The following is a 12865-nucleotide window of genomic DNA, read 5'->3' as shown; positions in this document are numbered from 1 at the left end:
TAGAAACCCGCATACGGCAACCGAATCACAACCCTTAACTAGCGCACTCGGATATGATGTGATAGCGGGATGGGATAGCCAGGAGATTCCGGCGGGCTCATAACCCGCAGACCGGTAGTTCAAATCTACCTCCCGCTACTTTTCACGGATTCAACGACGACCGACGAGTGTGACGAGAAGGGAGTACTGAATCCGTGAAATAGTTTAGTGGTAATTTGAACCAGACGGCACCCGAGCGTAGCGAGGGTGACGGCGTGGTTCAAATCTACCTCCCGCTACTTTTCGACATGAACAAGCCCGTGAGCGAAGCGAGCAGCCGTCGCGTGGGTCAGCAGAGACGAGAGCGGATAGCTAGTTCAGATCAGCTCGTTCGAAGCGCCGATAGCCGATCGCGATCGGGACGACGATCCACGCGAGCAGGATGACGGCGGCGAACCACTCCGTCAGGTAGAACGGGACGTCCCCGGCGATGCGGTTCGACACCATGAGCGACTCCTGTCCCTGAAACGCCGACGCCGGAACGTCTTCGACGATGTTCTCCCACCCGACAAGCGCCGGCACGAACCCGTCGATCAGCAGGCTCATAGCCTGCCTGTACGCCTCGAGCGGGTTCAGCCGGAGCGCAAAGAGGTACCACGCCGGTGCCTCGAGTCCGACGAGTTCTCCCGCAAGCAGGTAGTGGACGCCGGCGACCAGCGGGTGCCACACCATGGTAAACAGGATGTAGCTGCCGATCGCGCCGCCCATCGCCCGCATTCGGGTGTCGGTCATCGCCGAGACGCCGACGGCGATGGCGGTGAAGGCGGCTCCGAGCAGGAGCGTCAGGGCGACGAATCCCAGCACCGTTCGGACGGGCAGCGAGCCGAACAGGGCGACCATGAGGGCTACAGCGAACGCACAGGCCACGAGCGTCGCGACGACGATGACACCGGTCCGACTCGCGAGTTTTCCGAAGAGCACGTCGCGGCGGTTGTGCGAGAGCCCGAACAGGATCCGGAGGCTGCCGGACTGGCGCTCCCCGACGATCGCCATGTAGCCGACGACCAGCGCGATGATGGGGACGAATATCTGTCCGCCGACGTTCGTGAAGAAGAAGATGACGTCCGTCGCGCTCGGGTCCTCGATCTGGGCCGACGCGCCGAGCGTCACGATCCCCATCAGGAACAGGAAGACCGCAATGATTCCCCAGACCATCCGCGAGCGCACGACGTCCTCGAAGTCCTTGCGCGCGATCGCGACCCAGGTCATCGGTCCACCTCCTCCGATTCGGCCTCGAGCGCGGGCCCATCATCCCCGGTTTCGATCCGCACGTCCCGCTCGGCTCGGTGATCGGCCTCGCGGCTCGAGTCCGATCCGGTAAACGCCGCGAACAGGTCCTCGAGCGTCGCTTCCTCGATGTCAAAGTCCAGCACCGCCGCGTCTGAATCGACGAGTCGGTGGACGACCGTCGCCTTGGCGCGCGGATCAGTGTAGGAGACGTGCACTCCGTCTTCGGCGCGGCTGACGTCGGTGACGCCCTCGATCGTCGTCAGATCGGTGACCGGCTCTCCGGGTTCGCCGGCGACCTCGACGACGAGTCGCGATCCTACGCCCGCCGCGTCGCGAAGCCCCTCGATGGTGTCGACGGTGACCAGTTCGCCGTCGTCGAGAATGCCGACCCGGTCGCAGACCGCCGCCACCTGCCCGAGGATGTGACTCGAGAAGAAGACGGTCGTTCCGGTCTCGGCCTCCTCGCGGACGATCTCCTGCATCGTCCGAATCCCGTTCGGGTCGAGCCCGCCCGACGGCTCGTCGAGGATGAGCACGTCGGGGTCGCCCGCGAGCGCCATCGCCATCGCGAGTCGCTGGAGCATTCCCTTCGAGTAGTCCCCGACCGGCCGTTGCCCGTCGTTCCGATCGAGTCCGACCCGCTCGAGCAGGGCGTCCGGCTCCCGCTCACCGTCCTGGGACTCGATCGCGAACTCGAGGTGGCGATAGCCCGACGAGCGGTCCCAGAGATCGAATCCTTCCGGCAGTACGCCGACGCGGTCGCGGACCGCGTCCGTCTCGTCCTGTGCGTCGTAGCCGAGGACGGTCGCTGATCCATCGCTTGGCCGGACGAAATCCAGTAACAGGTCGATCGTGGTCGTCTTTCCGGCGCCGTTCGGTCCGAGAAAGCCGAACACCTCCCCCTCCGCGACCTCGAGGTCGAGCTCCTCGAGCGCAACGACGGCCTCGTCGCCGGCACCGTAGCGTTTCGTGAGTCCCCGCGTTCGTATTGCCGGCATGTGCCTGACTCACACGAAGAGACGGAAATAACGTTCGGGTTATCAGATCGTCTGAACGTGTTCTAGAGGTATTATAGGTACCTCTCATACCGCTATTTTCGGTCCTCGGAAGCAACCGCTCGAGAAACGCGTATTGGGGATCGACGCGCGTCCGGAGCGGCGCGTTAGCCCTCGATTTCGATCGCGGTTCGATCGACGAGACCGCGGGCTGCAGCGTCCGCGCAATTGAGCCGCACCTCGATCGCGTACGTGCCCGCGTCGACCGGCTTCCACTCGTCGTCGGAAACCCGAATTCGCTGGGACCACCGTCGGCGGAAGCGTTTGCGCTCGCGCCGGGCGAAGGAGAACGCGGCGGGCCGGTCGGGAACCGTCCGCGGTACCTGCGAGGCCTCCCTGTAGCCGTCGACGGCCCAGACCCAGCGCTTTGGCGACTCGGTCCGGATCCGAATCGGGAGCGGGAGCCGGTTGCGAAACTCGACGGTGATCTCGACCGGCTCGCCGTGCTCGTATCGGCGGTTATCCGTCGAGACGCTGATGTCGATCGCGCGGTGACGCAACGCCCGCGGCGTGAACGCGTGGCTGAACGCTGTCCAGTCGATCGTGCGCCCGCCCCCGCCCCCGCCCCCGCCCCCGTTACCGCTCTCCCGCCCGGGCGCGAACGGATCGTCGGTCGACCGCTCGAGCGCGTCGAAGTCGTCGTTTCCCGTCATCGGTCGGTCCCTCGCATACGGCGTTTCGTTCCGGCGATCGGTTCGGGTTCGCCCTCGAGTCGATCATCGAACCGGTGGCAGGCGATCGGATGGTCGGCCGTCCCCGGTTCGAGCGCCGGCTTAGTCGTCTCGCAGGGCGTCTCGAACGCCGACGCGAGCCGATCCCGTGCGGCCTCGAAATCGCCGGCCGAAGCGACCTCGAGCGCGTCCGCGAGAGCCGCCTCCGCGTCCGGATCGGAGAGCTGGTGGGGGATCCCGTTGGCGTCCCGGATCGCCGCGGTGGCGTCCCCGCTGGCGTCGGTTCGCGGGAGGAGCGCCTCGAGTCCCGCGTCGGCGTCCGCCTCGGCGAGTCGCGTTCGAAGCGCCATGATCGAGCGGAACGAGTCCGTCTCGAGGTCGTACTCGGCGGGCGGGATGACTTTCGGACAGCGCGTGTGAAATCGACAGCCAGAGGGCGGATCGGTGGGGGAGGGAACCGATCCCTCGAGGACGATCCGATCGCCCGCCCAGCAGGGGTCGGGTTCGGGGATCGCCGACAGCAGCGCTTCGGTGTAGGGGTGAGAGGGCGCGTCGAAGACCTCGGTAGTCGTCCCGGTTTCGACGAGTCCCCCGAGATACATCACGGCGACCCGGTCGGCGACGTGCTCGACCACCGAGAGGTCGTGGGTGATAATGAGATAGGAAAGCCCGAACTCCTTCTGGAGGTCGGCGAGCAGATTGATGATCCCGGCCTGTACGGAGACGTCGAGCGAGGACACCGGCTCGTCGCAGACGAGGAACTCGGGTTCGACCGCGAGCGCGCGTGCGATGCCGATCCGCTGGCGCTGGCCGCCCGAAAACTCGTGGGGGTACCGGCTCGCGTGATTGGGTTGCAGCCCGACCGTCTCGAGCAACTCCCGAACGCGCTCGTCGCGGTGCTCCGGCGGAACGACGTCGTGAACCGCGAGCGCCTCGCCGACGATGTCGGCGACGGTCAGCTGCGGGTTCAGGCTGGCGAGAGGATCCTGAAAGACGTACTGAATCTCGGATCGCAGCGCCCGGAGTTCGGACCGGGAGCACTCGGTCAGTTCGGTGTCGCGGTAGGTGATCGAGCCCGCAGTCGGCTCGAGCAGTCGGACGAGCGCCCGGCCGAGCGTCGTCTTGCCGCAGCCGCTCTCGCCGACCAGCCCGAGCGTCTCGCCGGCGCGAATCTCGAGGTCGACGCCGTCGACCGCCCGAACCGTTTCGCGCCGCCCGAGCAGTCGATCGAGAAAGCCGTCAGCCGTCGTGTAGCGTTTCTCGAGCCCCTCGGCGCGAATCAGTGGGTCGTCGGTCGTCGTCATCGCGGCTCACCCCTCCGGTCGCGTTCGCGGGTCGGTTCTTCGCCGTCGTCCCCGCCGAGATGGCGTTCGTCCGGTTCGTTCGACTCGGTCGATTCGTCCGCTCCGTCCCGAACCTGCACCTCGTAGTCCAGCCCCTCCTCGAGGTCGCCGGTGTACTCGAGACAGGCGGCGACGTGGGTCTCGGGGTGGCCGTCGTCCGGAGCTCCCGATTCCGTCTCGACGAGCGGCGGGCGACGTCTGGCACAGACGCCCTCCGCGTACGGGCAGCGCGGGTGGAACCGGCAGCCGGTTGGCGGATCGACGAGGTCGGGGGTCGTCCCGGGGACGGTCGCGAGGCGCTCACGCCCGTCGCCTACTCGGGGAATCGAGGCCAGTAACCCCACGGTATAGGGGTGTTTCGGGTCGTAGTACAGCTCCTCGACCGGCGCGCGCTCGACGATTTCGCCCGCGTACTGCACCAGTACCCGATCGCAGATCTCGGCGACGACGCCGAGGTCGTGGGTGACCAGCTGGATCGCCGTCTCTGACTCCCGCGCGAGATCCGCGAGTAACTCGAGGATCCCTGCCTGAACAGTGACGTCGAGGTCGGTCGTCGGCTCGTCGCAGACGAGCAGGGCGGGATCGCAGGACAGCCCCATCGCGATGACGGCCCGCTGTTGCATTCCACCGGAGAACTCGTGGGGGTAGTCCGAATATCGGGCGGCCGGGTCAGAGATTCCGACCCGCTCGAGGAGCGCAATCGCGCGGTCGCGAGCCGTCTCGTCGGTGACGGCCTCGTGTGTACGGATCGCCTCCGATATCTGTTCGCCGACGGTGTAGACTGGGTTGAGCGCCGCGCCCGCGTCCTGAAAGACCATCGCGATCTCGTCGCCTCTGAGCCCGCGCATCTCGTCGGCCGATAGCTCGAGAACGTCCCGCCCGCGAAACCTGATCTCGCCGCCGACGATCTCGCCGGGGGAGTCGATTAGCCGGAGCAACGCGAGGCTGGCGACGCTCTTGCCGGCTCCGCTCTCGCCGACGAGTCCGAGCGTCTCGCCCGCGCGGATCTCGTAACTGATGCCGTCGACCGCCCGGACGACGCCGTTTTCGGTATAGAACTGGACGACGAGATCATCCACCTCGAGCAGCGACATCAGCGCAGCCGCCTCCGTTCGTCGCTCACGTCCCGGTGGGGGTCCAGCGCGTCGTTGATCCCGTCACCGACGAGGTTGATCGCCAGCACGAACAGGAAGATCGCGAGCCCGGGAAAGACGGTGATGTGCCAGCGGCCCTGTACGAGCGAACTCCGGCCCTGGGAGAGCATCGCACCCCACTCGGCGCTCCCGGGCTCGAGGCCGAGGCCGAGGAAGCCGAGCGCCGCCGCGGTGAGGACGACCGTGCCGACGTTGAGCGTCGCCTGGACGACGACGGGGGCGACGGCGTTCGGGACGACGTGTCTGCGGATGACAGTCCGATCGGGGACGCCGAGCGCTCTCGCGGCCGTGACGTACTCGCGTTCTCGGACCGAGAGAACCTCGCCGCGCAACAGGCGAGCGTAGCCGATCCAGCCGGTGACGGCCAGCGCCAGCACCACCGTCCAGAAGCCGCCGCCGAGGATCGGCACCGGCTCGAGGATCGGGACGATCGCGATCGCCAGCACCAGAAACGGGAAGGCGTACAGCACGTCGACGAGTCGCATGATCGCCTCGTCGATCCAGCCGCCGAAGTAGCCTGCGATCGCCCCGAGGGGGACGCCGACGCAAAGCGCCAGTGCGACGGCGACGAGCCCGATTCCCAGCGTGTACCGGCCGCCGACGAGGACCCGCGAGAGCTGGTCGCGGCCCGCCCAGTCCGTGCCGAAGGGATGCGCTCGAGAGGGCGGCGCGTTCGCCGGGCCGACGAACATCGCGGACGGATCGTACGGTGCCAGCGAGAACGGCTGGAGCGTGATCGTGACTTCCGCCGTCGACACCTCGATCGGTCTGGCGAAGACGGCCAGCACCGCCATGACGACGATCACTCCCAGCCCGGCCATCGCCGTTCGGTTCCGTCGGAACCGACGCCACGCGTCCTCGAGGCGACGTCTCGGCCGATCGGGTTCTGACTCTGTCTCCGTTGTGGTCTCCTCGGGCGTCGTCGAACTGGCGATGGATCCCGCCGCTGTTGTGGCGTCGATATCGTCGTCGTCGTCCCGATCACCCGCTTGCTGGTCCGCGACGGCGTCGTCGAAGCCGACGATGCGAATCCGGCCGCGCTGGGTGGTGGGATGTCGGTCGCTCATTGGTCAGTATCGAATTCGCGGATCGAGGATCGCGTAGACGATGTCGACGAGCAGGGTCGCGAACACGATCGCGACGCCGATGACGAGGACGGTCGCCTGGATGACGGTGTAGTCGCGCCGGAGGATCGACCGGACAAGTAGCCGCCCCATGCCCGGCCAGGAGAATATCTGTTCGACGACGACGGCACCGTCGACGAGAAAGGCGAGCTGGAGGCCGGCGACGGTGACGACCGGAAGCAGGGCGTTTCGCAGGACGTGTTTCAGAATCACCGTTCGTTCGGAGAGCCCCTTCGCGCGTGCGGTCCGGACGTAGGCCGCCTCGAGTTCCCGGCGCATCGACGACCGCAACAGGCGCGTGATCAGTGCGGCCGACGCGGTCCCGAGCGTGATCGTCGGCAGGAGCATGAACTTCGCCATCGCGAGGCTGGCGAGCGGCGCGTCCGGCGGGATGACGCGAAACCAGCCCAGCCGGACGCTGAAGACGAACAACAGGATGAGGCCGAGCCAGAAGTTCGGCGTCGCGATCCCGGCAAGCGCCGCGATCCGCCCGAGTTCGTCGGCCGGCTCGCCCGCCCTCACGGCGGCGACGATTCCCGCGGGGATCCCGACCGCGAGCGCGAGCAGCCACGCGGCCCCGCCGAGCGCGAGCGTCGCTGGGAGTCGCCGACCGATCGTCGCCGAGACGTCGCGACCGGTGATCGGCGACTCGCCGAACTCGAGGGTCGCCGCGTCGCCCAGCCATAGCACGTACTGTTTCCAGACCGGCTGGTCGAGGTGGTACTCGGCCCGGATCGACGCCTCGACCGCCGGGCTGACGTCCTGAAAGCCGATTATCGCGTCGACCGCGTCGCCCGGCAACAGGTGGACGAACGAAAAGGTCAGTGCGGTGACGCCGAAGAGGACCGGCGCGGTGACCAACAACCGCGTCCAGACGTATCGGCCGAGCGTCATTGGTAGGAGTAGAGTGTGATGTTAGTTCGGACGGACGTACTCGTCGGCGACCATCTCCTGAAACGATCCGCTCGCATAGTCCTCGAGCAGCGGTGAGATCGGCGTATACGCCAGTTGGCCGATGCCTCGGTAGACGTTCTCGAGGATTCGTTCGCGCGGAATCAACATGTTACAGCCGCGACGGACCGACCGCTCGGAAAACGGCGCGCGGTAGGTGGGGTAGATCACCATATCGAACCCGCCGCCGACGTGGCGACCGACGTCGTAGGCCGCGTCGCTCTCGAAGTCGGCGATGCTCGCCGACGGTACGCCGTAACTGAAGTGGATGTTCCCGGCCTCGAGTGCGCCCTGTCGGGACGACTTTTCGGTGATAATCTCGAGCGTGACGGTTTCGATCGGTGCCGTGTCGGGGACCGCTTTGGTGCCGCCCTCGTACCAGTACTCGTCGAAGCGCTCCATGCGCCAGTGGTCGTCGCTCTCGTGTTCGACGAACCGGTAGGGGCCGGTTCCGATCGGTTCCGACTCGAGGTCGTGTTCGCCGTCGATTACCGCCATCGGAACGATCGAGACGTTGAACAGCGCGCTCTCGAAGGGGCCGTACTCCCGCGAGCAACTGATCTCGATCGTCTGATCGTCGATAACCTCGCTGCTCTCATACCAGTCGTAGACATCGTTCTCTCGCGGCGTTCCCTCGTAGCGCTCGAGCGAGCCGTTGACGTGGGCCGCGGTGAGTCGCTCGCCGTTGTGAAATCGGACGCCCTCGCGGAGGGAGAATCGATAGGTCATCTCGTCAGTTTGCTCGTCATCGATTCGCTCCCAGTCGGTGGCGAGCATCGGTCGAATCTCGCCGTCGAAGTCGACGCCGACGAGTTGCTCGTAGAGCAGCGCCGTCGCCTGACTGGAGACGGTCCCGGTTATCGTGACGGGATCGTAGTTCGTGACATCGCTCCCGAGGTCGCCGACGAACTCGGACTCCTCCTCGAGTTCGGTGTAGACGCCGGCCCAGGGCGCGTATATCGCGTAGTACGTCCCCGGTCGAAGCGGATACGTCTGCCAGCCACCGACGACGTCGTCGTCCCAGACGTGGGTCGCTTCGCGGAAGCGAACGAACGACGCCGGCGAATCGGCGACCAGTTCTTCCTGAAGATTCTGGTAAATCTCGACGCGGTCCTCGTGATCGGTTTCGGTGAGGCCGGCGTCGATATACTCGTCGACGGTCTCACTGGAGTAGTGGCCGATGTTGGACCCGTTCGGCGTGTGATCGTCCGAGTGAAAGAGCATGTCGACGTAGTTGCTCGGATCCCAGCCGCCGGTCCAACTCGAGACGAACATGGCGTTTTCGTTCCGCTCGGCCGCGGCGAACATCATATCGATATGGGAGCCGAAATCCTGAGCGGTGATCGAGACGTCGAAAAAGCCGGTTCCGTTGAGTTCGCTCCGGAGAAGCTGTGCGACCTTGTTCCGTTCCTCGTCTTCGGTAATAGCGATCGTGGTTTCGAACGGCGGCTCGACGCCCGCCGCCTCGAACCCCTCCTGTATTAGCTCCTCGGCCGGGCCGTCGGCCGTGACGCTGTTGAACCTGATACAGCCCGCAAGTCCCGCAACCCCGGCCGCCCCCGCACCCTTCAGGAGTGAACGCCGTCGCAGACGACCGCGTTCACTCGGCCCGATACTATTCCCTGACATAGTCGTAGAGTTCTGATCCGGCGAACATATTCCTTGTGTTGGGGAGACACGCAGGGGCTCGAAACCCCGAACACGAGTCCCCGGTCCCGGCCGCAATTTGTTGGCCGGCCGTCGGTATCGAGATTCGACGGACCGTCGCGAGCGATCGGACGAAGACGGTCAGCAGGACACTTCACTCGATTCCGTTCAATTCGTATGATACGGGCCGTTCGACGACCCGCCCGCCGGCGGTCGCTTACTGATCGCCTTCCTCGTCGACGATGACGACCTCGCCGTCGACGACGTCGACATTAATGAGCGTCTTGACGTCGTAGCCGGCGTCGTCGACCTTGTTCTCGCCGCCGACCTTCTTGATCACGGCGACCGTATCGACGACCTCCGCACCGATTTCGTGGAGCGCCGTGAGCACCGAGGCGAGCGTACCGCCCGTCGAGAGGACGTCGTCGAGGACGAGGACGCGCTCGCCCTCGCGGACGTCGTTGATGTACATCTCGTTTTCCGAGTAGCCGGTCTTCTGGGAGATCGCGACCTCGTCCTCGAGGCCGTACTCGCGCTTTCGGATGACGGTCAGCGGGATATCGGTCATCAGCGAGACGGCGGTGGAGATGTGAATGCCCATCGCCGCGGGGGTGACGATCCGATCGACCTCCTCGAGTTCGGCTTTCCGGATGATTCGGATGACGATCTCGCGGAGTAGCCCCGGATCGAGTTTCGGGAGCCCGTCGCTGATCGGGTGCACGAAGTAATGATAGCCGTTCTTCTCGATGATCGGCGCCTCGAGGAGGGACTGCTTCAGCTGATCCATGCTGTGGGTCGAACCGTCGCGGAGTAAAAGTTGACGATCCGAACGAGTGAGCCGCGATATTTCTTGACCGGACGATTGCCGCCCGTTTCGGGCTGCCAGACCGTTCGAGGACCGATCAGTCGTCGGCGCTGTAGCTCAGTTCCGGTGGCTGGTCGCCGTGACCGAGACGCATGTTTCGCTCGTGGTAGATGTGGACGACCGCAGTGAGCGTGAACGTCCCCGCGATGGCGGCAGTCCAGGTCAGTTCCGAGAGATGCGTTAGCGGATAGATCTCCAGCCACAGTGCGGCGACCAGCGCACAGCTGATCGCGCCCAGCGAGAGGTACAGCTCGCGCCACGCGAACTCCCGGCCGGGGACGATCTCGAGGTAGACGCTGATGTCTCCGGTTCGCTCGGTCCCCTCGATGACGCCTCGATCGGCGTCGAAGCAGAGAATGCCGGTTGCGTCCATCTTCGGAAGATGGGTCTGTTGCAGCGTCGTGTAGACCCGCTTTCGCTGCTCGGGGGTGACACCCTCAAGGGTCGTGTCGTACTCCCAGGCGGCGATCTGCTGGGCGAGATCGCCGAGTTCGACGGGTCGATCGTCCTGTTTGAGGTACTGCAGGATATAGCGACGCCGCTGATTCCGCAACACCTCGAAGACCTCGCCTTTGGAGAGCGGTTCGTCAGGCGCGTCGTGATCGTCGTCGGACGCGTCATCGCCGTCGGTGTCGTCGGTGGTGGGGGTGTCGTCGGTTCGGTGTATTTGCGCCACGTCGGTCACCTCGGGGGCCCGGACGACTCCGGTCGTTCGATCGCGTTCAAACCAGGTCGAATACCCATTAGTTCGGTCGGATGAACCCCACCCATATAATTCTCCTGACGGGCGCGCTGAACGCTCAGTCCGTTGTCGGCCTCGCCCCGAGCACCGCCGCGATCGAATCGGCGATCTCGCCACCCAGCCCGGCTTTCGTCCCCTCGTAGCGTGCAACGTCGCTAGCGTGGACGAGCAGCGCGCTCGTCGTCTCCGCCCCCATCACGCTCGCGTCGTTGGCGACGACGAACGCGAGATCGGCTCGCTCGAGGGTTGTTCTGGCCTGCTCGATCATCGCCCCGTCGTCACCGGAGGTCTCGGTCTTGAAGCCGACGATCGGCAGGTCGGGGTATTCGGTACGAATCTCGTCGATGAGCTTCGGCGTGGGCTCGAGTTCGAGCGTGAGCTCCCGGCCCGAGCGGATCTTCTCGTCGCTCCCCTCGACAGTGTAGTCGCTGATCGCGGCCGCCGAGACGAGCGCGTCGGCGTCCGTACAGGCCTCGCGCGTGGCCGCGAGCATCTCGCTTGCGCTCTCGACCTCGCAAACGTCGGCGTAGGGGACGTCGGTCCCGTCGTGAACGAGCGTCGCGTCGGCTCCGCGGACGTAGCAGGCTTTCGCGACCGCTCGCCCCATCTTGCCCGACGACCGGTTCGTGATAACCCGGACGGGGTCGATCGACTCGCTCGTCGCGCCGCTCGTGACGACGACGTGCTCGCCCTCGAGCGGCCGGTCGCCGGCCGCGCGGGCCACATCACAGACGATCGCTTCCTCGCTCGCGATCTTGGCTTTCCCCTCCTCGATGCGGGGATCGACGAAGTCAACGCCCCACTCGGTGACGGTGTCGATGGCCTCGAGCACGCCGGGGTGGTCGTACATCGGTTCGTGCATCGCGGGCGCGATGACGACTGGTGTGTCGGCACCGAGCGCGGTCGTGGCACAGGTCGTGACGGGCGTGTCGTCGACGGCACCCGCGATCTTGCCGACGGTGTTCGCCGTCGCGGGTGCGATCAAGAATACGTCGGCCCAGCCCTCGTAGCCGCAGAGATCGACGTGTTCGACGCCGCCCGTGATCTCCGTGACGACCTCGTTTTCGGTGGCAAATTCGACCGCCCAGGGGTGGACGATCCCCTGTGCGCTGCCGGTCATCACGCCGCGAACCGCCGCACCGTGGCGTCGCAGCTCGTGGGCCAGTTCGACCGTCTTCACGGCCGCGATCGACCCCGTGATCCCGAGCGCGACGTTGACTCCCTCGAGCATTCGTCTGCTAGTCTCTCTCGGGGTATGTTAAGCGTAGCGAGGCGTCGTCGCGGGTCGGGTTCGCTCACTCGCTCACGTCGAGGTCGACTCGTTCGGCGAGCCACTCGAGCGCCGCGTCGACGGTCTCGGGATCGGTGCCGGTCACCTTCAGCCGGTTTCGCCGCTCCGTGTCGGGGTAGCTGCCGATCGTCACGTCGAACCGCTCGCGGACGCCATCGATAGCCGCGGCCATCGAACCCTCCGGCTGGGGCGTGTACGCCACCCGCGAGACGGCGTCGCCGCTGAACTCCGCGTCGACGCGCTCGAACAGCGCCCGCATCTCCGCGGGCACGCCCGGGAACGCGTAGACGTTCTCGAGCACGCAGCCGGGACAGAGCCCCTCGGGATTGAGTACCGGCCGACTGCCCTCGGGCAGCGCCGCCCAGGCGTCGACGTCGAAGTCCAGATCGTCGGCCGTGACCGTCTCCGGATCGAGGTCCCGGTAGTCCGCGACGGTCTCGAGGACATCCCGGCGGACGGGCTCGTCGACGGTCAGCTCGCGGTCGAAGGCATCCGCGAGCGCGTCGGCAGTGACGTCGTCGTGGGTGCCGCCGAGCCCGCCGGTCACGATCGCGGCGTCGAGGGCGGTCGTCCACTTGCCGAGCGTCGCCGCGATTCGCTCGCGGTCGTCCGGGATCGTCAAGATCCGATCGACGGTTGCACCGCTGTCGGTCAGCCGGGTCGCGAGCCACTGGGCGTTCGCGTTCGCGATGTCTCCGGCGAGCACTTCGTCGCCGACGGTGAGGATGGCGACCTCCATCGACTGACTCGACG

General features: G+C 66.1%; 12 protein-coding genes and 1 tRNA gene. 1 reads left to right on the top strand and 12 read right to left on the bottom strand.

Annotated features, from left to right (window positions below; translation table 11 throughout):
* The first annotated feature begins 63 nt into the window (after positions 1-63).
* Positions 64-138, top strand: a tRNA-Met gene (locus tag CP556_RS03125).
* 213 nt (positions 139-351) lie between these two features.
* Here the strand turns inward: CP556_RS03125 and CP556_RS03120 are convergent.
* From CP556_RS03120 to CP556_RS03065, 12 genes are all read right to left on the bottom strand, one after another.
* Positions 352-1248 carry an ABC transporter permease subunit gene (locus tag CP556_RS03120; protein ID WP_098724291.1) on the bottom strand — a complete coding sequence of 299 codons (897 nt, stop codon included), beginning with the start codon at positions 1246-1248 and terminating at the stop codon, positions 352-354.
* Positions 1245-2267 carry an ABC transporter ATP-binding protein gene (locus CP556_RS03115; RefSeq protein WP_098724290.1) on the bottom strand — a complete coding sequence of 341 codons (1023 nt, stop codon included), beginning with the start codon at positions 2265-2267 and terminating at the stop codon, positions 1245-1247. The genes CP556_RS03120 and CP556_RS03115 overlap by 4 nt, the downstream gene beginning before the upstream one ends.
* A 164-nt stretch (positions 2268-2431) precedes the next feature.
* On the bottom strand, positions 2432-2977 hold the full coding sequence (locus CP556_RS03110; protein WP_098724289.1) for a DUF7974 family protein: 546 nt from the start codon (positions 2975-2977) through the stop codon (positions 2432-2434).
* Positions 2974-4299: an ABC transporter ATP-binding protein gene (locus CP556_RS03105; protein WP_098724288.1), complete on the bottom strand. Its 1326-nt coding sequence runs from the start codon at positions 4297-4299 to the stop codon at positions 2974-2976. Before CP556_RS03105 ends, CP556_RS03110 begins: the two co-directional genes overlap by 4 nt.
* On the bottom strand, positions 4296-5432 hold the full coding sequence (locus CP556_RS03100; protein WP_098724287.1) for an ABC transporter ATP-binding protein: 1137 nt from the start codon (positions 5430-5432) through the stop codon (positions 4296-4298). Before CP556_RS03100 ends, CP556_RS03105 begins: the two co-directional genes overlap by 4 nt.
* The gene (locus CP556_RS03095; RefSeq protein WP_098724286.1) at positions 5432-6559 is read right to left on the bottom strand and encodes an ABC transporter permease; all 1128 of its coding nucleotides are present in this window, start codon (positions 6557-6559) and stop codon (positions 5432-5434) included. The genes CP556_RS03100 and CP556_RS03095 overlap by 1 nt, the downstream gene beginning before the upstream one ends.
* Positions 6560-6562: 3 nt before the next feature.
* On the bottom strand, positions 6563-7510 hold the full coding sequence (locus CP556_RS03090; RefSeq protein ID WP_098724285.1) for an ABC transporter permease: 948 nt from the start codon (positions 7508-7510) through the stop codon (positions 6563-6565).
* 21 nt (positions 7511-7531) lie between these two features.
* Positions 7532-9196 carry an ABC transporter substrate-binding protein gene (locus CP556_RS03085; RefSeq protein WP_098724284.1) on the bottom strand — a complete coding sequence of 555 codons (1665 nt, stop codon included), beginning with the start codon at positions 9194-9196 and terminating at the stop codon, positions 7532-7534.
* 235 nt (positions 9197-9431) lie between these two features.
* Complete coding sequence (gene hpt, locus CP556_RS03080; protein WP_098724283.1) at positions 9432-10001, bottom strand: hypoxanthine/guanine phosphoribosyltransferase; 570 nt, start codon at positions 9999-10001, stop codon at positions 9432-9434.
* A 115-nt stretch (positions 10002-10116) separates the two neighbouring features.
* Positions 10117-10764: a DUF7344 domain-containing protein gene (locus CP556_RS03075; protein WP_098724282.1), complete on the bottom strand. Its 648-nt coding sequence runs from the start codon at positions 10762-10764 to the stop codon at positions 10117-10119.
* A gap of 115 nt (positions 10765-10879) precedes the next feature.
* Positions 10880-12052, bottom strand: a complete 1173-nt coding sequence (gene coaBC / locus CP556_RS03070; protein WP_098724281.1) for a bifunctional phosphopantothenoylcysteine decarboxylase/phosphopantothenate--cysteine ligase CoaBC — start codon at positions 12050-12052, stop codon at positions 10880-10882.
* Positions 12053-12116: 64 nt separating this feature from the next.
* Positions 12117-12851 (bottom strand): competence/damage-inducible protein A, encoded by a 735-nt coding sequence (locus tag CP556_RS03065; protein WP_098724280.1) that lies wholly within the window; start codon positions 12849-12851, stop codon positions 12117-12119.
* Positions 12852-12865: the final 14 nt, after the last annotated feature.

Source organism: Natrinema sp. CBA1119, from assembly GCF_002572525.1.
Taxonomy (GTDB): Archaea; Halobacteriota; Halobacteria; order Halobacteriales; family Natrialbaceae; genus Natrinema.
This window is presented reverse-complemented; position numbering and strand designations above follow the sequence as displayed.